The sequence below is a fragment of the Pontibacter qinzhouensis genome, assembly GCF_008017455.1.
In the GTDB taxonomy this organism is placed as follows: domain Bacteria; phylum Bacteroidota; class Bacteroidia; order Cytophagales; family Hymenobacteraceae; genus Pontibacter; species Pontibacter qinzhouensis.
On the sequence record NZ_VRTY01000022.1, the window covers coordinates 1 to 22,487 of the forward strand.

The 22,487-nt window shown below is 46.2% G+C and carries 20 protein-coding genes; 6 read left to right on the plus strand and 14 right to left on the minus strand.

Translation table 11 applies throughout. The features are described 5' to 3' along the window. The first annotated feature begins 1,236 nt into the window (after window positions 1-1,236). Entirely contained in the window at window positions 1,237-2,115 is an 879-nt protein-coding gene (fabD, locus tag FVR03_RS07520; protein WP_147921130.1) for an ACP S-malonyltransferase, read from the plus strand. A 101-nt stretch (window positions 2,116-2,216) separates the two neighbouring features. Here the strand turns inward: fabD and FVR03_RS07525 are convergent, their stop codons facing one another. From FVR03_RS07525 to FVR03_RS07545, 5 genes are all read right to left on the minus strand, one after another. After that, complete coding sequence (locus FVR03_RS07525; RefSeq protein ID WP_147921131.1) at window positions 2,217-2,840, minus strand: hypothetical protein; 624 nt, start codon at window positions 2,838-2,840, stop codon at window positions 2,217-2,219. 50 nt (window positions 2,841-2,890) lie between these two features. Next, a complete protein-coding gene (locus FVR03_RS07530; protein ID WP_147921132.1) occupies window positions 2,891-3,988 on the minus strand; it encodes an IS4 family transposase in 1,098 nt (365 codons plus the stop codon). Between the two features lie 143 nt (window positions 3,989-4,131). After that, window positions 4,132-4,611, minus strand: a complete 480-nt coding sequence (locus FVR03_RS07535) for a 3'-5' exonuclease (RefSeq protein ID WP_147921133.1) — start codon at window positions 4,609-4,611, stop codon at window positions 4,132-4,134. Between the two features lie 319 nt (window positions 4,612-4,930). Beyond that, window positions 4,931-5,416, minus strand: coding sequence for a 2-amino-4-hydroxy-6-hydroxymethyldihydropteridine diphosphokinase (gene folK / locus FVR03_RS07540; RefSeq protein WP_147921134.1), 486 nt, complete (start codon window positions 5,414-5,416; stop codon window positions 4,931-4,933). Next, window positions 5,409-6,269, minus strand: a complete 861-nt coding sequence (locus tag FVR03_RS07545; protein WP_147921135.1) for an alpha/beta hydrolase family protein — start codon at window positions 6,267-6,269, stop codon at window positions 5,409-5,411. Before FVR03_RS07545 ends, folK begins: the two co-directional genes overlap by 8 nt. Window positions 6,270-6,370: 101 nt before the next feature. Here FVR03_RS07545 and FVR03_RS07550 point away from each other — a divergent pair, with 101 nt between their 5' ends. Next, window positions 6,371-7,348, plus strand: a complete 978-nt coding sequence (locus tag FVR03_RS07550; RefSeq protein WP_147921136.1) for a polyprenyl synthetase family protein — start codon at window positions 6,371-6,373, stop codon at window positions 7,346-7,348. A gap of 368 nt (window positions 7,349-7,716) precedes the next feature. On the opposite strand, the gene FVR03_RS07555 is transcribed toward FVR03_RS07550, so the two are convergent. After that, window positions 7,717-8,979: a peroxiredoxin family protein gene (locus tag FVR03_RS07555; RefSeq protein ID WP_147921137.1), complete on the minus strand. Its 1,263-nt coding sequence runs from the start codon at window positions 8,977-8,979 to the stop codon at window positions 7,717-7,719. A 173-nt stretch (window positions 8,980-9,152) separates the two neighbouring features. Between FVR03_RS07555 and FVR03_RS07560 the strand changes: the two genes are divergently transcribed. Continuing rightward, window positions 9,153-11,432, plus strand: coding sequence for an aconitate hydratase (locus FVR03_RS07560; RefSeq protein WP_147921138.1), 2,280 nt, complete (start codon window positions 9,153-9,155; stop codon window positions 11,430-11,432). A 69-nt stretch (window positions 11,433-11,501) separates the two neighbouring features. On the opposite strand, the gene FVR03_RS07565 is transcribed toward FVR03_RS07560, so the two are convergent. Beyond that, a complete protein-coding gene (locus tag FVR03_RS07565) occupies window positions 11,502-11,921 on the minus strand; it encodes an acyl-CoA thioesterase (RefSeq protein ID WP_147921139.1) in 420 nt (139 codons plus the stop codon). A 559-nt stretch (window positions 11,922-12,480) separates the two neighbouring features. Between FVR03_RS07565 and paaN the strand changes: the two genes are divergently transcribed. Then, window positions 12,481-14,145, plus strand: a complete 1,665-nt coding sequence (gene paaN / locus FVR03_RS07570; protein WP_147921140.1) for a phenylacetic acid degradation protein PaaN — start codon at window positions 12,481-12,483, stop codon at window positions 14,143-14,145. 456 nt (window positions 14,146-14,601) lie between these two features. Here the strand turns inward: paaN and FVR03_RS07575 are convergent, their stop codons facing one another. After that, window positions 14,602-14,901: a sll1863 family stress response protein gene (locus tag FVR03_RS07575; RefSeq protein ID WP_147921141.1), complete on the minus strand. Its 300-nt coding sequence runs from the start codon at window positions 14,899-14,901 to the stop codon at window positions 14,602-14,604. Window positions 14,902-15,776: 875 nt separating this feature from the next. Between FVR03_RS07575 and FVR03_RS07580 the strand changes: the two genes are divergently transcribed. Further along, on the plus strand, window positions 15,777-16,211 hold the full coding sequence (locus FVR03_RS07580) for a response regulator (protein WP_147921142.1): 435 nt from the start codon (window positions 15,777-15,779) through the stop codon (window positions 16,209-16,211). Between the two features lie 62 nt (window positions 16,212-16,273). On the opposite strand, the gene FVR03_RS07585 is transcribed toward FVR03_RS07580, so the two are convergent. The 5 genes from FVR03_RS07585 to FVR03_RS07605 are packed head-to-tail and all read right to left on the minus strand — an operon-like array spanning window position 16,274 to window position 20,359. Then, window positions 16,274-17,623: an ATP-binding protein gene (locus FVR03_RS07585; protein ID WP_147921143.1), complete on the minus strand. Its 1,350-nt coding sequence runs from the start codon at window positions 17,621-17,623 to the stop codon at window positions 16,274-16,276. Between the two features lie 5 nt (window positions 17,624-17,628). After that, complete coding sequence (locus FVR03_RS07590; RefSeq protein WP_147921144.1) at window positions 17,629-18,663, minus strand: ATP-binding protein; 1,035 nt, start codon at window positions 18,661-18,663, stop codon at window positions 17,629-17,631. Then, window positions 18,653-19,057 carry an anti-sigma regulatory factor gene (locus FVR03_RS07595; protein ID WP_147921185.1) on the minus strand — a complete coding sequence of 135 codons (405 nt, stop codon included), beginning with the start codon at window positions 19,055-19,057 and terminating at the stop codon, window positions 18,653-18,655. The genes FVR03_RS07590 and FVR03_RS07595 overlap by 11 nt, the downstream gene beginning before the upstream one ends. A 5-nt stretch (window positions 19,058-19,062) precedes the next feature. Further along, the gene (locus FVR03_RS07600; protein ID WP_147921145.1) at window positions 19,063-19,476 is read right to left on the minus strand and encodes an STAS domain-containing protein; all 414 of its coding nucleotides are present in this window, start codon (window positions 19,474-19,476) and stop codon (window positions 19,063-19,065) included. Between the two features lie 4 nt (window positions 19,477-19,480). After that, on the minus strand, window positions 19,481-20,359 hold the full coding sequence (locus FVR03_RS07605; RefSeq protein WP_147921146.1) for an STAS domain-containing protein: 879 nt from the start codon (window positions 20,357-20,359) through the stop codon (window positions 19,481-19,483). Window positions 20,360-20,640: 281 nt separating this feature from the next. Between FVR03_RS07605 and FVR03_RS07610 the strand changes: the two genes are divergently transcribed. Continuing rightward, window positions 20,641-21,192, plus strand: a complete 552-nt coding sequence (locus FVR03_RS07610) for a DUF4136 domain-containing protein (RefSeq protein WP_147921147.1) — start codon at window positions 20,641-20,643, stop codon at window positions 21,190-21,192. 97 nt (window positions 21,193-21,289) lie between these two features. Here FVR03_RS07610 and cobA read toward each other — a convergent pair whose 3' ends face one another. Beyond that, window positions 21,290-22,024, minus strand: a complete 735-nt coding sequence (gene cobA, locus FVR03_RS07615) for a uroporphyrinogen-III C-methyltransferase (protein WP_147921148.1) — start codon at window positions 22,022-22,024, stop codon at window positions 21,290-21,292. Window positions 22,025-22,487: the final 463 nt, after the last annotated feature.

The following is a 22,487-nucleotide window of genomic DNA, read 5'->3' on the forward strand; positions in this document are numbered from 1 at the left end:
GGGGCCGGGTGAGCGACGGGGTGTACTTCTACGAGGCCGAGGTGGAGTTCTTCACCCTGGACCCCGCCCGCGAGAGAGTCCGCTACAAAGGGTGGGTTGAAATCGTCAGGTAATAGAAATAATAAATAAGGCAAAGCCTTCCGGCGACTTCTCTGCAACCATTTAAAGTTGCAGAGAAGTCGCCGGAAGGCTTTTATACTTTAGCTTGTAAAGTAATGTGCTAATTGAAGCAGGTTTTGCTGTATGCAAAGTGAGTTTACGTTAAAAGATCCTGAAGCTTTTTGATAGTATAAAATTAGTCTCCAACCCTGCAGAGGTTTTTATTTCTTACTGATGTTACACACATTCAAGAATTTGGCACCTTTAAGTTAGTTCTAATACATTTGGTAACAGCTATATCCGGTGCCTTTAAGTCTGCATGTTCCATTGTTTTGCTCCAGTACCTCAAGGCTGGGGAAGGGGCCCTATATTAGTGGGGCCTCGTTCTTGGGCATCGCGCTGCTGCATCTTTCCAGCCCGCAAGCGGGCTGCCGCTCCCGCGGCACCGGAAACCTGCAAAGGCGCTCAACCCAAGAACCGGTGTTAAGTGTTATGAGCCTCAGCTACACCGCCAGCAAAATAAATTGTTGCGCTAGAGATACAATTAAACGGCTAGGGTATTAGCGCGTAACAGCAGTTACTTATTTTGATAAGTTTAACAACGTTCACGCCAATTGTTCAAAAAGAAAAATAATCGCTGCTATATACATTAATCGACCCTTGGCAGGTTTTTCTTGAAAATCCTTCTGAAGGGCATTTTTATTAGCAAAATTCGACTATCTGTTATGTTAACTGAAACCTATATAGACCTATTCCATCAGACAGAAAATCAAGTGCTGGAGTCGTGTATCAGCTTTAGGTAATACCTATTATTTATAAGAGCTTAAGGGCTAACGCTACTGGCAAAAAGTAATTATTTGAATGAAATTGACCTTCAGAAGATTTTCCAACAAAAAACGCTCAAGGGTGTGGCTGGTATTTCTAATTTCCTGCTCCATGAGATTCTTATCCATTCTCATTACAAAACTATTTATAGCAGCTTAAATTGGTAATTAAAATATGTTGCTTTAAGTTTACTTCTGCATTGTTGCAATGGCAGGAGTGGATGGATACCTAATTAAGAACAGCTTCAGCTTTGTACACAATTGAAATGAACAATATCTGTAAAATATATCATCAACGATAAGCATATATTACATGAAGGCATACGTATTCCCGGGGCAGGGTTCTCAGTTTGTGGGTATGGGCAAAGACCTGTACGAGCAGCACCCGGAGGCAAAAGCATTGTTTGATAAGGCCAATGAAATTCTGGGCTTTAACATTACAGCAATCATGTTCAGCGGTACAGACGAGGAACTGAAGCAAACCAACGTAACCCAACCGGCAATTTTTCTGCACTCGGTAGCACAGGCAGCCGTAGCCAAAAATTTTGCCCCTGATATGGTAGCTGGCCACTCTTTAGGCGAGTTCTCTGCATTGGTTGCCAGCAGGGTGCTGAGCTTTGAAGATGGTTTGCGTCTTGTTTCGAAAAGAGCACAGGCTATGCAGGCAGCCTGCGAGGCAAACCCATCTACTATGGCAGCCATTCTGGGCCTCGACGATGCCAAAGTTGAAGAGGTTTGTGCCGCCATAGAGGGCGAAGTGGTAGTAGCGGCAAATTATAATTGCCCCGGCCAGCTGGTTATTTCCGGTTCAAACAAAGGCATCGAGATTGCCTGCGAAAAAATGAAAGAAGCCGGCGCCAAGCGTGCTTTGCCGTTACCGGTAGGTGGTGCCTTTCATTCTCCGCTCATGAAACCTGCCGAAGAAGAACTTGCCAAAGCCATTGAGGAAACTACCTTCAGCCAGGGGATTTGTCCTATTTACCAAAACGTAGATGCAAAACCGCATACCGACCCGGCCGAAATTAAACAAAACCTGATTAAGCAATTAACCGCACCTGTTCGCTGGACCCAGTCGGTGCAGCAGATGCTGGCCGATGGCGCCACCCATTTTGTAGAGTGTGGCCCCGGCAAAGTGCTGCAGGGGCTCGTAAAGAAAATCGATCGTGCCGCAGAAGTTAGTTCTGTGGAATAAAATAACAGGTTTCATGAAAAAAGGTCTGCTTCAGTTTATAAGGCGGACCTTTTTTGTTTTCTGTTTGCGTGCTTATAGGTGTGATTATGAGTTTTTTTCTTTCAGATTATTAACCAACCTTCTTTAAGGAATGTAAGCTTTGCATTCTGAATAAAGGTTATCAAATCAGTTTGTTTTGTTGCGTTGTTATTAGTCAATTCAAAAAGATAAACATTAGGATTGGCTGATTTAGGTAGGCTTAACCAAAACCTAAACCGTTTTACTTTTGGTGTGCTACTTAAAAACAAAAGTTCTTCTAAATTCGTAATTGTCGCATTATCTCCTCTACTTACCTCATAAAAATACCTCTCGGAAACACTCAATAAATTCAATTCTTGTTGTGATTTTCTTGGTTCTTTTGAATAACCACTTATTAGCTGAGGGTAAATAATGCCACTCTCAAAAATCAATTTTAAGGTATCATTAACCCCATAAATATCAAAGGTTTTATCATCATACGCTAAAGTGTTTTCACCAATTTTTATTACTTCGGCAGTATAAATCTTATGTGATTGCTTTTTATATTCTTTTTTAAAAAACTCTTGCGCCCAATAATCTTCTCGTTCTCCTTGATTTTGAGAAGGTAGTCTAAATTTATTTTTTCCAGTTGTGACGGTTTCTTTTTGATTCAGTGAATTACATCCAACAGATAAAATCAATAAAAATATTTTAATTAAGTGTTTCATAAACTCATTTTAGAATACCTCACAACTACCGAATAAGCCCAATATCTACTCTACCCAACCAAAATTTGGGTGTTTTGGTAGTGGTGGATTTGGCGATTAATCCATCGGATAAATATTTCAATCGTCTTGTGCCATTTTCGCGCTTTCATTTTGAGCATTTCTCTTACTTTATCAAGTCCTTTGCGGAAAAAGCTGTTGGCTTTGTAGCCATGGTTTTTCACCTTTATCTTCTTTACCCTGGCATCCTGATAGATGCCCATACTCACACATAATCCATACGCAATAGAAACCATCGCCATCAGCTTCTTTAGTTTTTCCAGGTCCTTGAGATGAGTGCTCTCCAGGTCAAAGCCCCTGCTCTTAAAAGCCTGAAAACAAGCCTCTATCGTCCAGCGGCGGCGATAGACAGTGCCCAGATGCTTTGCCTCCATCGTGCCAAAGAGGTAAAGCAAATCGCCATCAGCTGTGCGCTTGAGAGACACATTCCCCCACACTCCATCCACCAGGCAGTCGGGCAGGCACAGAGCTGTACTTTTTGCCAACTCCTCTGCCTTCTGCAGGCGCCCGTCGAGCCGTTCCATCACATGATGCCTTGGCATTCTGACACAGAATCCAATCCCGCTCTCTTTGAGGTGCTTGAGCCATTTATGGCCTATAAACTCCCGGTCAGCCACCAGCAGCCCAATTCGCTTGCCCAGCAACCTAAGGCACTTGTCCACCACATCAATGCGGTCTTGGGTGCAGGAGTTGCCACTTTTGTTATCCAACAGGGACCAGTAAAGCGGCACCTGTATCTTGCCCTGGCTGGCCAGCACCATCAGGATGTTGACTTGGCACTTGCCGAAGTCCCATTCGGTGCGGTCAATGCTCAGGCGTACTTTGCCTTTGCGGGGTAGGAACAGGCATAGCAGCATAGCCACCTGCTCATAATTGAGCTTGGCCTGGCGGAAAAAGTCCTGGATGCGCACCTCATTGCACTCCTTTTTGGCTTTATCGTTAAGATGCTCCGCCACCTCGCAAAACTGTACCTTCCGGCTTTTAATGAGTCCCAGCACAAAGCTGAAGATGAATTTCTTACGGGCAAGGTTGCTGACTAACTCTACTTTATCAAATATTTCTTTAATTTTGGTACTGAAGAATTTCTTCATCACAGGAAAGCGAATTTTTAGGTTTGGTCACCACAAAGTTCGGCTTTCCTGTACTTTTTTTAAACCCCGCAATCTCAAACATCATTTTTTAGTTGGGTAGAGTACCCAATATCCACTATATCTGCATTGCTTTTCACTATAAACTACCCCTTACTCCTTAAGTGCATCATATACAGCCGGGCGCAGGCCATGGCATCGCTGAGGGCATCGTGGTGGTTTAGCTGGATGTTGTGCTGCCGGCACAAATCGGCGAGGCTTTTTTTGTAGAGTTTGTAGGTGCATTGAGGTTCGTACTCCGGCTGCTCAACCTTGTAATAATCGAGGGTGTGGCGGAGGCAGCTGAAATCGAAAGCGCCGTTATGGGCCACCACCGTCTGGTTTTGGATGTAAGGCTTCATCTGCTGCCAAACGGAAGCAAAAGTGGGAGAGTGGCAGGTATGGGAAGCGGAGATACCATGGATTTCGGTATTCCTGTAAAAATAAAAATTGTTGGGAGGGCAAACCAACTGGTTTACCTGGGCCGTTACTTTCCCATTCTCTACGCGCACAAGGCCTACCTGGCAGATACTGTAGCGCTTGCCTTGCGCCGTTTCAAAATCGATGGCTGTAAAAGTGTGACTCATATTTTTTATATCAGGAGCAAAACCAACGGTGCACTCCTTTTAGTGGGTAAATTATTCTAATGAAAATTGCCTTCCAGAGGCTTTGGGTAGCATCTTAGATACCAGATGCTAGATTTCAGACTTTGGTTTAACGGCCCCTTCTCAAGAATTTTCAGGACGAATATATGGATAGGGTTTCAGATGATTTCATGCTAATTTCCTCAGCCGCATTTTCAGCTCTCCAAAATTCCAAAGCAACAATCAGTAATCAACAACTAACAACTAATTATTCTAATAAAAATGGCCTTCAGAAGGTTTTTTGCCTGAATTGTGCCAAGGGTTACGCTTCATACAGATTAACCTCCAACTCATCTTTGCAGGAAGCCAGTAGCGATTGCGAGGTCTGATCCAGTACCGGATGAACCAGGTCGGGAGCAATTTCAGCCAGGGGCAGCAACGTGAACCGGCGCATGTGCAACTGTGGGTGCGGTATGGTAAGGCGCTGCGTTTGTAGCACCAGATCCTCGTAAAACAGAATGTCGATGTCGATCACACGGGCTCCCCAATGTTCGATGCGCTCCCGGCCAAGCTCCCGTTCTATGGCATGAATAACCTGTAGCACCTGCTCTGGCTGTAACATGGTCTGGAGCACCAGCACCTGGTTCAGAAAAGCAGGTTGGTCGGTTTTGCCCCAGGCGGCCGTTTCATAAAGGCTGGAGCTGCTGGTAATCTCCCCGATTCTCTTCGCCAGACGTTCCCGCGCCTGTTCCAGATAGATAGCACGGTTCCCCAGGTTTCCTCCCAGCAAGAGGTATAACTTAGGCATGGTTCCTGAAAAATTGGATAGTAAGGTCAGCGGCTTTTTGGGCAGCTACGGGCAGCTGCGGCTCAGGGTAAGGGTGCCGGCCACCATATGAGTGGTCGGTGTCGGGGAGCAGGTGCAGGGTGGCATCCGGTTTCCAGGTTTTCAGGTCGTGGGCCATTTGTACGGGCAGCGTTTCGTCTTCTTCGCCATGTAAGATCAGCAGTGGCTGCTGCAACTGCTGCACCAGTTTAGGCAAATGCAGGCGGTGCAGGTTAGCCTGGTAGTTTTCTACGAGCTGGTAGTAGAGCGGCATCTGAACACCGGTGCGGGCATTGGCTATCCATTGCACACCCTCCTGTTGCCATTGCGCCATTACCTCCGGCGACCAGCGCATGTTAAAATCGCTTACTGCCGACCAGGTAGCCAACCCTTTCACACGAGCGTCTTCGGCAGCTTTTGCCAGTACGGCACCGCCACCTCTGCTATGGCCTATCAGGAAAATATTATCGGGGTTTAGCTCCTGCTCTGGAAGCACACCGGCTGCAGGTGCTGTTAGCTCGTTTAGCAGCGTATCTAAATCGTCGAGCTCGATGCAGAAATTGTTCTTGCCGAAAGCCTCCAGGTCGTGTACATCGGAGCAGTTGGCTACGCTGGTGCCATTGTGCGAGAGGTTTAACTTAATGAAGAAAAATCCGTGACAGGCAAAGTAATCGGCAAGCAGGTTAAAATGGCCCCAGTCTTTAAACCCTTTGAAGCCGTGCACAAAAACAACCACAGGCTTTGGCTGTTGCGTAGGTTGGTAGCGGGCATCGGCGGTAAAGGGCCGCTGGTGTGGCGGCTGCAGCACGAAATCTATTTTTTTTATGTCAGGCATCTGCTTTGCTATTGTTGGGTTAATATTATTCATTTATTACCCCATTTGCAAAGGCATCGTTTGGAAACCATAGTTAAGCATAGTAATATTGTGCAGCCAAAATGAGCATCAGCCTAGACGAAATACAAGCGCCCATAGCGCAGGAAATGCAGCTTTTCGAAAAGAAGTTCAGGACTTCCATGAAGTCTAACGTCCTTCTTTTAGATAAGATCATGAGCTATATCGTAAAGCGCAAAGGCAAGCAGATGCGCCCGATGTTCGTTTTCTTTTCGGCCAACCTCTTTACCCAGGGCATAACAGAAGCTACTTACCGTGGCGCTGCGCTAATAGAACTGTTGCACACAGCTACCCTCGTTCACGACGATGTGGTGGACGATGCCAACTACCGCCGCGGCTTTTTCTCAGTAAATGCTCTCTGGAAAAACAAAATAGCCGTGCTCGTAGGCGATTACCTGCTCTCGAAGGGCCTGCTACTTTCGCTGCACAACAACGACTTTGAGCTGCTGAAAATAGTGTCGAATGCGGTGCGCGAGATGAGCGAAGGAGAGCTGCTGCAGATAGAGAAAGCCCGCCGCCTCGATATTAACGAAGAAGTTTATTTTGACATCATCCGCCAAAAAACGGCTTCACTTATTGCCTCCTGCTGCGCCGTAGGGGCTGCCTCGGCCGGTGCTACGGTAGAGGAGATAGAAAAAGCGCGTTTGTTCGGCGAAAAAGTAGGCATCGCCTTCCAGATTAAAGACGACCTTTTCGATTATGGTACCGCAGAAATCGGTAAGCCGGTTGGTATCGATATCAAGGAAAAGAAAATGACTCTGCCGCTTATACACGCCCTGCGTGAGGCCGATTGGCTGACCAAACGCAAGGTTATCTACAACGTAAAAAACAACAACGGCGACAGCAAGCGGGTACAGCAGGTCATCAGTTTTGTAAAAGAATCGGGTGGTATTAATTATACTATCGAACAAATGAACAAGTACCATCTGGAGGCTCTCGCTATTCTCCACACTTTTCCACCATCTCCGTCACGCACTTCTCTGGAGCAGCTCATGGCCTTCACCATTGCCAGAGAAAAGTAAGATTTTTAGGGTTTTAAGGCACAAAGTTTAAAGTTAGAAAGGTAAGAGTAGCCATGGCTATTGTATAGTCAATTGTTTTGCCCTTGGCTAATTTCGCCGTTAAAAGCTTTGGAAGGCCTTTTTCATTAGAATAATTGCTGATTGTTAGTTGTTGATTGTTACATTATAAGTGCCTTTAATGGCAGTAGCTATTCCGGAAGAGACGCTCGCAGGTCTGAAAGACGCTGCGAGGTCTTTGGAGCGACCGCTTTAGGTGGCACTTTCCGCTTTATTTAATTTCGGAAACCTCTATAACAGCAGAAGCCGCAACCTTGAGGCTGCGGCTTCTGCTTAATGTATATAAAAATACTGAAAGCGCATGAGGTGTTCTACCCCTCCGCCAGCAGCTTATCAATGGTATTGTTAAAATCCGTCACCCATTCTTCGTAGTACGCACCGGTGCCGGGGCCTGAGAATCCGGTATGGATCTTACGGACCTTTCCTTTTCTATCTACAATAATGGTGGTCGGGAACGACATAACATGGTTTAGTGCTGGCAATGCTTCTGCTGCGGCCTTGTTATCGGCTGGGCCAGCCACTAAAAGTTCGTAACCAATATTAAGGCGCTCTTTCATTTTGAGAAGCCTGGCAGCTGCTTTCTCAAACTCAGGGCTGCGTTCAAAACCTAAACCGATCACCTCAAAGCCTCTTTTCTGGTTTTCTTTATGGAAGGGTGCCAAATATTGGGTTTCGTCCATACAGTTAGGGCACCAGGTTCCCAGTAGCTGCACCACCACTACCTTGTTTTTGTACTTCGGGTCAGAGAGCGACACGTTTTTTCCCTCGAGGTTCGGGAAGGAGAAAGCCAGCTGGTCGTATCCGGGTTTCAGGAAGGTGAGGGAGTCGGCATGGGTAAGGGCGGCGTTCTCGTTGCGGGTGGCGGTCCAGGTTCTGTAGCCGGTTATGCCCGAAAAGAACTCGCCTTTCACGCTGTTGGCATCAGCGGGAACAGCTGTAAACAAATACACATGGTTGCCATCGAAAGCAGATAGCGCCAGTTTGTCGCCTGCCACTTCGCCTGCCAGGTAGCGGTAATCGCCGGTTTCGGTTAAAAATGTGCCGGTTAAGCTGTTCTGGTCCTGCTCAAAAACACCTACAGCATTGGTGGTTTTGCCGGTAGTGTCGGCAAAAGTTACTTCCCATTTGCCCGCATAGTTGTAGGTGGCAGGAGCGGGGTTTTCGGAGAATCGGTAGTTTTGACCACGGCTAGCCGTAAACGGAATACCATAGTAGGAGGGAGTATCGTGTTTTACCAGCCGCCCAGCCATTTTGTCGCCTTCTACTTTGGCAATAAGATCGGCATCAAAAATGTGCAGCCCTATTCTGATCGAGTCGCCTTGCTGCGCTATGTCATCCAGCAGAATGCGTTCTTCCCCGTTTATCAGGTACAACACAGGTTTCCCTTCCATTTCAGAGGCCTCCAGCAGGAAAGGAATTTGCTGCCCTTGTGTTACTAAAACAGCGCGCCAGGTACCTGCCGCTATGGTTGTGGCATCTGAAGTGGATGAAGAACAGGATGTTAAAACCTGCGCCAGGGCTACTCCTAAAAACAAAAAGAGCCTGATAGGGGTATTATTATACAAGAATTTCATGAGGCAAAAGTACAATGCAGATTTCTTAAAAGCTATAATGGTTCTAAATAGCAGTAATGCTATCGCTAAAGTGTATATTAGTAAGTACTAATGTTGCTCAAAATGTAAGGTATTTTGTACCTTTGTGGAATTATCAGTAAAGCATTTAAAACAATAACAATAATAGCAAAACTATGGCATTTGATTTAGAAATGATCAAGGCAGTTTATGCCGGCATGGCCGAGCGGATTACTGCTGCCCGTAACGCAGTAGGCCGTCCGCTTACCCTGACTGAAAAAATCTTGTATGCACACCTTTTCCAGGGCAATGCATCGCAGGGTTTTGAGCGTGGCAAGTCTTACGTTGATTTCGCTCCGGACAGAGTGGCAATGCAGGATGCTACGGCACAAATGGCCTTGCTTCAGTTCATGCAAGCAGGAAAGCCAACGGTAGCAGTTCCGTCTACTGTACACTGCGACCACTTAATTCAGGCAAGAGTAGGCGCAGACCAGGACTTACAGGATGCCTATGATGAAAACAAAGAAGTTTACGATTTCCTGGCCTCTGTATCGAACAAATACGGCATCGGCTTCTGGAAACCAGGTGCTGGTATTATTCACCAGGTAGTGTTGGAGAACTATGCCTTTCCGGGTGGTATGATGATCGGTACCGACTCTCACACGCCAAATGCCGGTGGTTTGGGTATGGTAGCGATTGGTGTTGGTGGTGCTGATGCCGTAGACGTAATGGCCGGTATGGCCTGGGAGCTGAAGTTTCCGAAAGTAATCGGTGTAAAACTGACCGGCAAACTGAGCGGCTGGACTTCTCCGAAAGACGTTATACTTAAAGTAGCCGGCATCCTGACCGTAAAAGGCGGTACTGGTGCTATAGTTGAATATTTCGGCGAAGGTGCCGAGTCTATGTCTTGTACTGGTAAAGGCACTATCTGTAACATGGGTGCAGAAATTGGTGCTACCACCTCTGTTTTTGCGTACGACAACAGCATGCGTGCTTACCTGAACGGAACGAAGCGCGAAGAAGTAGTAGAGCTGGCTGACGAGGTTGCAGAGCACCTGCGTGCCGACGACGAAGTTTACGCTGACCCTGCTTCTTTCTACGATCAACTGATCGAAATCGACCTGTCTAAGCTGGAGCCGCACGTAAATGGTCCGTTTACGCCGGATGCTGCCTGGCCAATATCGCAGTTTGCTGCTGTTGTAAAAGAGCACAACTGGCCAACTAAACTCGAAGTAGGTCTGATCGGATCGTGCACCAACTCTTCTTACGAAGACATGACCCGTTCTGCATCTATCGCATCACAGGCTATTGAGAAAAAACTTGTTGCTAAAGCAGAGTTCACCATCACGCCAGGTTCAGAACTGGTACGTTACACCACTGCCCGCGATGGTTTATTAGATACATTCGCGCAAATGGGTGGTGTGGTACTGGCCAATGCCTGTGGTCCGTGCATCGGGCAGTGGGCACGTCATACCGACGATCCTACCCGTAAAAACTCTATCATTACGTCGTTTAACCGTAACTTTGCCAAGCGTAACGATGGTAACCCGAACACACACGCGTTTGTGGCGTCACCAGAAATTGTAACTGCTTTTGCTATTGCCGGCGACCTTACGTTCAACCCGCTTACTGATACACTCATCAACGAAGATGGTGTAGCTGTGAGACTAGATGAGCCACAAGGTATTGACATGCCTGTAAACGGTTTTGCAGTAGAAGATGCCGGCTACATAGCTCCTGCTGAAGACGGTAGCACTGTGCAGGTGGCAGTAGATCCTAAGTCTGATCGTCTGCAACTGCTCGAAGGCTTTAAGCCATGGGAAGGCACAGACCTGAAAGGCCTGAAGCTGCTCATTAAAGCACAGGGTAAGTGTACCACCGACCATATTTCAATGGCTGGTCCTTGGTTAAAATACCGTGGTCACCTCGACAACATTTCTAATAACATGCTGATCGGTGCCATCAACGCGTTTAACGGAGATGCCAACAACGTACTCAGCGACATGACCCGTGGCTACGATACTGTTCCTGCTACTGCCCGTAACTACAAAGCAGCTGGTATTGGTACCGTGGTAGTAGGCGATGAGAACTACGGAGAAGGATCTTCGCGTGAGCACGCGGCCATGGAGCCACGCCACTTGGGTGTTAGAGCTGTTCTGGTAAAATCGTTTGCCCGTATTCACGAAACCAACCTGAAGAAACAAGGCATGCTGGCCTTAACGTTCGCTAACAAAGAAGATTACGATCTGATTGAAGAGAACGACACGATCGATATCCTGGGTCTGGAGAACTTTACGCCAGGTGAGCCGCTGAAAGTGGTGCTGCACCATGCCGATGGTTCAATGGATTCTTTCCAGGTTAACCATACGTATAACGAAGGACAGATTGCCTGGTTTAGAGCCGGTTCTGCCCTGAACCTGATTCGCCTGCAACAAAAGCAGGAAGCACAGGCTTAATTGCTTAGTTGCTAGTTATAAAAGAAGGCCTTGCTGCAAAGCAAGGCCTTCTTTGTTTTTAAACGGTGGCTAAAGAACCGAAATAGGTACCCGGGCTTCGTCAATTGCCACAAAAGTGAATTTGCCGGACACAGCTAAATGCCGCTCCTCGCGGTACATTTCCTCTACATAGATATCCGCCTTTACATCAATACTGGTTGTCCCTATTTTAATAATGGTGCCAGATACCTCGATAATGGTACCAGCCGGAATCGGTATTTTAAAATCTATCTGGCTTGTAGAAACGGTAACAAGACGTTTACGGCAGAAACGCGTGGCTGCAATAAAGGCTACCTCATCCATCAGCTGCATGGCTACACCTCCGAACAGGGTATCATAATGGTTGGTGTCGTTTGGGAAAACTGCCTTGAAAACGCTGGTCTGGGAAAAGGATATTTTTCGTTGTACTTCTAAAGGTAGATGGCTAAAGTTGTTGTCGAGTTCTTGCATAGTAGCTGGTTTTAAAAATGCAAAGCTACGGTTTTATAAAGATCCGAACATTACTTCCCCTGAAATAGAACCTTTACTTGAGCTAAATCTCAGGATAATATTACCTATAACTACACTTTCAAAGGCTCCTGCAGAGGTATTTTATTCCGCATACCCTTGAATCATTTTTGGCGAAAATCCTTCTGGAGGCCATTTTCATTAGCAGAATTTGATTGCTGATTGTTGAAAGGTTAAATGGCTTCATTGTTAAATTATTTATTTAAGAATAGAGCAACTAAAACCTCACTGCTTCGGAGAAAGCAGTAGCAGCTGCTCACTGAACTTGAGCACATATTGGAGCGACAGGAGTAACAGCAGGAAAAAATCAGGTTTATAGAAATCCTGTTGCCAATTGTTACCTGTAAACCTTAAACAGTGTGATGCGATAGTGAAGGATAATAATTCTGAAGTTTGGGCCTTGGAACCTTTATTGTTCCTCTTTCATGCTAACGCGCATTAGTTTAATTCGTATATTTCCTTGACGCCACTGTCATATCCTCATCCAATAAATACAAACACCATGGTTCTGGACTTAGTAGATAAACATCAGGAAACACTTCAGGCAGCGGTGCAGGCACTGCACAAAAGAACATTTTTCGCTCATTTCCCCGAAAATCCGTCTCCCGATACGTATGGAGACACAGTAGATAAAGAGGCACAAACCAGCTTTAAAGAGCGGCTGCATACGCGATTTGAGGAGTTGCTGCAACCGGAGGCAGATGATTGGGTAGGGCAGGAGGAGTCGCCGTACGAGCAGCAGCCACTTGGTATTACTTACCCGTTTTTCGAACCCGAAACACTTGTTGCGCAAGCTGAAAACGCTTTTCATGTTTGGCGCAAGGTTGAACCAGCCATGCGTGCTTTTATTCTGATTGAGTCGCTGGAGCGCTTGCGGGAGCGGTTTTTCGAAATTGCCTACGCCACTATGCATACCACTGGCCAGGCCTTTTTAATGTCGTTTCAGGCTTCAGGGCCGCATGCCGCCGACAGAGCCCTGGAAGCAGTGGCGGCTGGGTACGAGGAGCTTACCAGGTTTCCGGAGTCTGCGGAGTGGGAGAAGCCGATGGGTAAGTACAACCTGAAGCTACAGAAATCGTGGGTAGCGGTGCCAAAAGGTATAGCCCTGGTAATTGGCTGCTCCACCTTTCCGACCTGGAACACTGTGCCCGGATTATATGCCAGCCTGGTAACAGGTAACCCCGTTCTTGTAAAGCCACACCCCAAAGCCGTGCTCCCGATTGCGCTGGTGGTAGCCCAGATTCAGAAAGTGCTGCAAGAAAACGGTCTTGATCCGGCAATTTGCCAGCTTGCTGTTGATGCAGAAAACAGACTGATTACCAAAGAACTGGCCGAGCATCGAAAAATTAAACTAATAGACTATACAGGCAGTACAGAGTTTGGGAATTACCTGGAGCAACTTCCCGGCAAGACCACGTTTACGGAGAAAGCCGGTGTAAATTCAGTTATTCTGGATTCGGTAGAGGATCTGGGAAAGGTTGTGCAGAACCTGGCTTTTTCAGTAAGCCTTTATTCAGGGCAAATGTGCACCGCCCCACAGAACTTTTTTATACCGGAAGCTGGCATAACAGCTGGCGACGAACAAATACCTTACGAGGAGGTGGTGCAAAAACTCTCCGAAGCTGTTTCGGGTCTCGTCAACAACCCGAAGGCTGCACCGCATGTGTTAGGAGCCATCCAGAATCAGGCTACCACCGATCGTGTGAAGGCGGCCAAAGGCAAAGTGGTGCTCAATACCTGCGACTTCAGTAATACGCAGTTTGCCAATGCCCGCACCTGCTCACCGGTCATTTTAGAAGCCGATGCCACCGACAAGGAGAGTTACAGCCGCGAACTTTTCGGCCCGATTATGTTGGTCATCAAAACAAAAGACACTGCCCAATCTGTAGAGCTGGCTCAGGAACTGGCGCTGTCGCATGGTGCGATCTCCTGCGGTGCCTACACCACCAACCCGCAAGTGAAGGAACAGATAAAAGATGCCATGAGTCTGGCCGGAACTCCAGTAAGCTTTAACTTAACGGGCGGTATTTACCTGAATCAGAACGCAAGCTTCTCCGATTTTCATGTTACAGGTGGTAACCCGGCAGGTAATGCCTCCTTTACAAACCCCGAATTCGTAATCAAGCGGTTTACCTGGGTTGGTTTCAGGGAGCCGGTAAGTGCTTAAATAGATTGTCAGGAATTTCTGAAGGTTCGAAAGGCCATAAAATAAAAAGTTCTGCTGTACTTTTTGCCTATTTAATACGCTGACAGGAGCTTGTGGGGGAGAGGTACCAGAAACTATTTCAGGTTGCCAAAATCTGAGCCTGCCTAAAGTTAGCTGCAGCCAAAAGCAAATTATGCTAATGAAAAGGGCCTCCAAAAGGTTTTTAGTTAATAAATCGCCAAGGGTACACCTGCCGATTTGTTCTAAAGGTACTTGCCACCCGGACAGAAAAGGAGCACCAGAGTAGGCAGCATAGGTCCTGAGGTCACAGAATTATGGAAGCAAACAGCTCTGTTGCCTATAGTCGCAGAAATACCTTTTGGTAAAAACAAAAACAAGGGCGGATGCCTTAATTGAAGTAGCGTGTGCTAACACAAACACAAAGGCCCGGCAGTAACCGGGCCTTTGTGTTTGTGTTTATTTCATAAAGCCTTCGATGTCGTTCCTGAGTTTATCTATACCCGCACGCAAATCCTGCCACTTGTCGAGGTGGTCGGTCGAGGTGTCGTCGAGCTTCTGTTTCATTAGCTCCCGCTTTGCTTCCAGGGCAGCAATATGCTCGTGGTACGTATGGTTAGAATCGGCAGTGGTAGCATGAGCCCGCCCTCGCAGTACTTTAATTTTTCCATCAAGTTCTTCTAAACTTTTCTGGATATCTTCCTTGCTCAGGTTAGCTGGTGCACGCATGTTCTCAGGTTTCATATTATAAGTATCCATATTCGTTGATTAACTGTTCCAGATAAATGCATTTGTTTTCTAAATACTCTGAATTTCCGGAAAAGGATTTATAAAAAGCCAATAGAAGCAGGTAACAAACGGTAAACAACTGTTTTTCAGAAAAAGACAACAAATAAAATGTAGCTAATAGACTCTGTATTAAACTTCCTGAATAAGCTGTTGCAGCAGCTTATATAAGCTACTCAAGACTACGGCTTTTTGCAAGGTGATTTAAATTTAAATAAGTTGTGGCCTGGTATAGATGGCGTCATAACTTTCCGGAATTCGAAATTGCAAAACTTCGAGACGCAGGATGCAGGACTTTTCTTAATCATATTATTAAAATTGAAAAAACAAAGCTCTGAAATCCGAAAGGTTTTGTCGCAGTCTATAATAAGTTGGTAGCTTTAATTTAATAACTGATGTTACGCACTAGTATACTACAGAAGAAAAAAGTCCCCCTTTGAAGGGGGTAGGGGGATGTTAAGCTTACTAGCAAAAACGTGGGCAATGAACTTGATGCTTCTGCAATTTGAAAATAATTGATCACATGTGTAAGTCATCCCCCAACCCCCTTCAAAGGGGCAATACTCAGTATGCGTAACATCAGTTAATAAATAATAACTTAATCTAGTTTTTAGTAGTAATAGAAACATTCGTTAATTTCGGGTGTTTACTGTAAAATTCTTATTTTGGATGATTAAAGTTTGCTGTTGATAAACCCGTTTTTAAATGCGAACTTTGCCACTTAAGCAATCCTATTTCTTACGTACTCAACATATTCTTATTAACTGCTCTCAGGAGGAGTAGTGGTTCTAGGAAAGAGAGAAATTGAATTTTGATTGTTTTCATAATTTTCGAACACACATTTTTGGATGACTGCTTCACAACCTACTCTCGATCTGGTTTTATTAGTTGATGACGACGATACTACAAATTACCTGAACAAACGCCTGATAACTGAAATGCAGGTAGCCAAGGAAGTAATGGTTTTAAAAAATGGTAAAGAGGCCATTGAGTACCTGAGCGAAGCTTGTGACGGAAATGTAGTAGAAGGCAAGCGCTGCCCTGACCTTATTTTTCTGGATATTAAAATGCCGGTTATGGACGGCTTTACCTTTCTGGAAGAATACCAGCGTAGAGGCCTGGACACAAGTAACCATGTCATTATCATGATGCTAACTTCTTCTGCCAGCTTTTATGATCTGGAGCGGATAAAAAATTACAAGCGGGTAAAGAAGCATTATTCCAAGGCGCTTACTAAGCACGATGTGAAGGAAATTATGTCGGAGTTCTTTCTAAAAAAGTAAATAGAAGTTATTTCTGCCACCAGGCTTCATAGTTCCATGTAGCCTGGTTCCGATAGGCTATATTACTGTGCTTTTGTTATCCTAACCAGTTCATTGGCAGGCCAGGTAAATACGAATCGTGCCCCTCGCCCTGCAGATTCTACCCACACATCGCCTCCTTTGCCTTTTACTATTTTGCGCACAATGGCAAGCCCAATGCCAGTGCTTATATGATGTGCGTTTGCAGTTTCGTACATCTCAAATATTTTGTTTTGCGATTCTGGGGCTATGCCTGGTCCGTTGTCTTCAACAGCAAATTCGATTAAACTTCCTTTCAGTACATATTGAATCAGTACACGTGGCTGCTCCAGGTGGTCGTGGTATTTAAGGGCATTGCTGATGAGGTTACTGAAGACCTGGTGCAAAAAAATTCTTTCGGTTACTAAAACAGGAAGCTCCCCCGGAATCTGCACAACAGAACTATTGCTGATGCCTAACAGATTTACCACATCGTGCAGCAGCTCGCTAACATCGGTGGTTGCTTTTACCATGTTTTGCCGGCCGGCCAGCGAGTAAGACAGAATACTGGTAATAAAGTTATCCATCTTGCTAGTCTGGAAATGTAGCATTTTAAACATTTCTTGTGCATCGTCCAGCTTTTGTGAGTGCAGGCAATCTTCGAGCGCACTAGCCAGGCCCTTAATGTTCTGGAGCGGTGCCCGCAGGTCATGCGATACAGTGTGGGCAAAAGCATCGAGCTCGTCGTTTATTTTGTGTAGCAGTTTGTTCTGGTTTTCGCGCTCCTGCAGCAGCTCCTGTATGTCGTTGTTGTATTGTTGCAGCTGCTCGTTCAGGTGCCTGATTTCTTTTAGCTGGTGTTGGCTTACCTCGTTGCGCTCGCGCAGGTTGTCCAGCACATCGAGCAGTTGCATGTTCTGTTTCTTTATTTCGGCATAAGGCGACACCTGTTCCTGGTTCAGTTCAAAAATCCAGGTCTCTGCGGTGGCTTTAGAAACGTGCTGCGTATTGTGAGGCAGGCGTTGGCGCAGCGTTACCTGCGTACCTCTCTCGAATTGGCTTTCTATATGAAAATAGTCTACCAGCTTGCGTGAGTTCTGGAGGCCGGTTCCCTTGCCGGCTACAGTGGTTTCGGTGTTTTTGAGCAAACTCTCCACGTTGCCAATGCCACGGCCTCTATCCGAAATAACAGCTTCCAGGTATTTATGGCCGGTTTCCTCTGCAAGCCCGAATTTGATTTGGCCGTTGCCAACATGCTCAATTACATTACGGCAAATTTCTGAAACAGCTGTAGAGAATTTGGTGCGGCTGCCCATCGAAATGCCCAGGCGCTCAGAAAGCTGTCGTGCTCTGTTATAGGCGAGCACCACGTCGAGCTCGTTATTTATATTTATTTTGATGATGTTCCTGGTCATAGAATTTATGCTTTAGAACGAGCCACCAGCACCAGTGTATCGTCGGTCTGACGACAAAAATCCCGGTATAACAAAGCAGCTATAATGCTTGCGTCGCGCCGGTGCAGATTTGTGTATTTGCTAATGTCCCAGCGCGATTTAAGCCCATCGGAGTGCAGTACCAGCAACTTCGAGTTATTCCAGGTGTCAATTTGTGTGCTAAAGCTAGATGGTACATTGTGCCCTAATATACCGTTATAGGCCATAATATTCCGGCTCAAAGCATTTGTTAAGTAAGGTCCTTCAACCGAAAATATTTTGCCTGCTATGTTACCTACTCCGCAGAAAGAAATTTGCTTTTTGCCGAGGCTGATGTGCGCGACAGTACCAACCGAACCACGTGTTCTGCGGATGCTACCGTGTATGTGACGCAGTACTGCAGCAGGATCCTGGCTGGGCTGACTCAAAAAAGCGTTTGCAGCCTCTGTGCTTGCCTCCTGTGCATTTGGCCCGTGCCCCAAACCATCTAAAGCAATCAGGTAGCAGTCGTTGCCTCGCTCCAACATGGCGTAATTGTCGCCACAGGCAAACTCTCCGGGTTTCGGTACCATAACTGCTGCTACCTCATACCGGCTTTTAGGCATAGGAGAAGGCTTGTAATGTCCTTTAAACATCCTCGAGAGCAGAATGGTACCTGCCCCCAGTTGTGAAAAAATGTCGAACTCATGAGACTGCCGTTTTATGGCGCCAAGTCCTTCGCCAGCAGTGCCAACAGAGGAGTAGCCGTCTTCCATGGTACGAATGGCATCTGCCATGCCGGGGCCATTGTCGAGGCAAATGATCTCAATCCCTGTCTTGTCTAGTTGCTTAATTAAAATCTCGCCTCCCTGGGTGGTATGCTTCTGCAGGTTAGATACCATTTCGGAAACAACAATATTTACTCTGCCTACCTCGGCAGGAGAGAATCCATAACTTTCGGCTATACGGGTTATGTCGCGTTTAACAATGTTGGCATAGGTTCTGTCGGGCAACAGAAAACTTTGGTGGTGTTTAACGTCCATTTTTCCAGTGTGTAACTGTAACAGTGGTGCCTTCGCCTACTACACTACTAATGGCAAATTCGTTTACCAGCCGGCGCGTACCAGGCAGCCCCAGACCCAGGCTTCGGCCGGTAGAGAACCCATCTTGCATCGCCTGCTGAATATCGGCTATACCCGGCCCTTTATCTGTAAAGGTTAACCGAACTCCGGACTGACCGGCCTTGCTAATGAGTTCGAGGGTTACTTTACCACCGTTGGCGTACTTGAGCATGTTACGCACCAGTTCGCTCGCAGCTGTAATCAGTTTGGTTTGGTTTACCAGGCTCATGCCTATTTTAGTGGCAAGTTCCTTTACACGATTCCGGAAGGGGACAACGTCCTGTTCCCGCACGATTTCCATCGTGTCTTTGGTCATCGTAATCATTCCGGATCCTGTTCAGCGGCCTCCTCTTCTTCCTCTTGGTTTTGGTCGAGTAGAACATCGGTCTTTTTGTAGAGCAGGTCCATGCCTCGCTCTACGTTAAGTGCCGTGTGCACACCTTGTAAGGTAAGGCCAAGTTCTACAAGCGTAATGGCAACGGCAGGCTGCATGCCCACCACTACTGTTTCAGCATCCATGATGCGCGACATAGAAGCAATATTGCCTAAAATGCGCCCCATAAATGAGTCTACGATGGTAACGGCTGAAATATCAATTAATACGCCTCTGGCCCCGGTTTTACTGACCATGGTAATGAGGTCGTTTTCGAGGTTAAGCGCAAGTCTGTCGTAGAGGTCTACCTGTATGGTCACTAACAGGAAAGGCCCCATTTTTAATATCGGGATTCTCTCCATTGTGTTACCTTAGCAGTTTAGTCACACTTGTCTGCCCTGTTTTTCTTACCTGCAGGTTCAGCATTTCGAACGCAATTTGCAGAGCGCTTGCCAGCGTAGACTTAGTGCGAATGTTGGATAAATCGATTCCCAGGTGCACAATGGTCTGGGCAATTTCAGCGCGTATGCCGCTAATAATACATTCGGCTCCCATCAGACGGGTGGCGCTAACAGTTTTAATCAGGTGCTGCGCTACGAGTGAGTCTACGGCCGGAACACCTGAAATATCCAGAATGGCAATGCTGCTGCCCGTGTTCACGATTTCCTGCAGCAGGTTCTCCATTACGATCTGGGTGCGGGAACTGTCGAGGGTGCCTATAATGGGCAAAGCCAGAATGCCGTCCCACACCCTGATAACAGGTGTTGAGATCTCATTAAGCTCATCGGTCTGTCTTAAAATAACTTCTTCCCGGCCTTTCAGGTACGTTTCGAAAGTTGCAATGCTCAGGTTATCGAGCAGCTTGTTAATTAAAATAACCTCTTTGTAGAGTAGTGCCGGATCGTTTAAGTGCTCTTGCTCCAGCACATCTGTCAGTGCTTGTTTCAGACTAAGTACATACAGGTTTGTCTCGCGAGGAGAAAAGCCCTGTCGTGCGCGGGTTATAGATATATCGCCAAGTGTATCGAGCGTTTGCTCATACTCCGGGCTGTAGATGTTTTCGAAATTACCATGCGAAACAGCTTTGAGTAAGCCATCGAGTAACTCTTCAGATTGCTTGTTAAGTTCTTCGTTCGATATAAGATCATCTCTTAATGTATCGTCCGCTAACTGATTTTCCATCCAGTTAACCAGGATGTCTTGTTTTTTTCTGAGTAGCAGTCTTGCAGTTGTGTTGGTGTCCATATAGTGGCCTGGAAAGTTGAAATTTTTCGGTAATCAAAGATAGGCTAATAATCATTTACTACCTATAGATTCCCCTTTCTTGATGGTTTAAAGTCTGTTTTTTCCGGTTTACGCGTTAAATGAGCTTAATCTGAAACTAAGCGTTGGTTTACGGGCTGTGCCTGCTTATGGTTTAGAGCCACACACCGGCAACAGGTGAATTACCCAAACAGATAGCTAAAACAGGCGTATACCCAAAGGATCGTAATTTTACCGGGCATTGCTCTTAATAAAGTTTGAGTATGATAAAAATCAGGTCTTTTGTTTGGACGCTGCTAGCCATTGGCCTTATGCTGGTAGCGGCAGGTTGCTCGCCTGTGAGGGTGGTAAAAACAGAGGCAGCCGACAATTTCAGGTTAGCCCAGTATCAAACGTTTAATTTTTACGAGATGGAAGCTTCTGGTAATGCCCTGGCAGCTTACAGGCAGCAGATGACCTTTATACAGGAGGAGATGACACGTGCACTCGAACAACGCGGGCTGCGACAGGTAGATCAGGACCCCGACCTGCGTATTAACCTGGGTGTGGTGGTGCAGGAAGAAGTGCAGACCCGCGAAACGAACCTCCTGACCGATCCGCCAACTTACTTCGGGCAACGCCGCTACACCTGGCGCAGCGAAGAAGTGGAAGTAGGAAGATATAATGAAGGTACTCTTTCGGTAGACCTGGTAAACAACAGTAGAAACGAACTGGTTTGGCAAGGAATAGCCGAGGCTGTAGTGCCAAAAAATGCAGCCACTCTCCGCGAACGCATTACGAAAGGTGTTCAGAAACTGGTAAAAAGGATACCCTGAAGTTAGGTTAAGTATAGGTTACCCTTGAGCTGTTTTGCCCAAAAATGCTTCGGAAGGCTTATTTCATTTGAATAATTGAGTTTTGAAGTAGCTGCTTTTATTCGTTTTTCTCCAGGCCCACAACCCAACCTATAATAATGAGAGCGGGGTGGGTGAGGTGATGCTCCTGAATTAATTGCGGCAAGTCCTGCACCTGCCCGGTAACCGACTTTTTATGTGGCAACGAAGCATGCTGCACCACAGCCACCGGAATGTTCCCGTTTCCTGCGTCTCTATAAGTTTCTGCTATCTCAACGGCTTTTTTCATACCCATATAAATAACCACTGTAGCATTGCTCTGCATGGCAAGGCGCAGGTCGTTAGAGAGAGAACCGTCTTTTTTTGTGCCGGTAATGGCCCAGATGCCTTCGCTCACCGCCCGGTGCGTAAGAGGAATGTCTTCCAGGCCGCTGGCCTGCATGCTGGTAACGCCAGGTATATAATAAGTGGCTATACCATGCTGCCTGGCGAATAGTACCTCTTCAAAGCCTCTCCCAAAAATGTAAGGGTCTCCACCTTTCAGCCGCACGACTGTACCTTTGCTAAGCGCCTTCTCTTGAATCAGTTCATGAATCTTCTCTTGCGGGGTGTAGGAGCCATAGGGGTGCTTACCCACATAAATCTTTTCGCATTCGTCGCGTGTAATGTCCAGCAATTCTTTGTTAGCCAGGTTGTCGTATAGCACCACATCTGCCCGTTGCAGGACCTTGTATGCTTTCACGGTTATCAACTCAGGATCTCCGGGGCCTGCCCCCACTACATAAAGCTCAGGTGTTTTTGTGCTGCCAGACATGTTCTATATAACGAATATGGTTTTAAAAAAGGGTTATCAAGTTTCAATATTATAACCTTTAGCCGGTTTTTCTGCAAATACTGAAATAGTTTTTTAGCTGAAGCTGCTACGCTTCCTATTATAGTATCGTGTGTTTATGTGTTTTCCAGTTAAGAAAGCTCCATTCATTTCCGTTTTTGCTCCCATCATCACTTGTCCTGTTGGTATGGTTGACTTTAACAATCAAAATTTTTAGGATACTTATTTTATAGATAAGAGATTTCTATTTATGTCTCCCCATACTATACCTTATTCCCAAAGAAATAAAGTGTATTGATCTAACCCCCCCCCTAAAAATGCCATGTCCCAGCGTAAAATATTTTTTGGTCTTAACTCCTAAGAAATTCTTCATTACTCTTGAGTCTGTTGTTCTTCAAAATTTGAGGTACTGGCAATAACAGGCTATGTTTTTAGCAATAGCCAT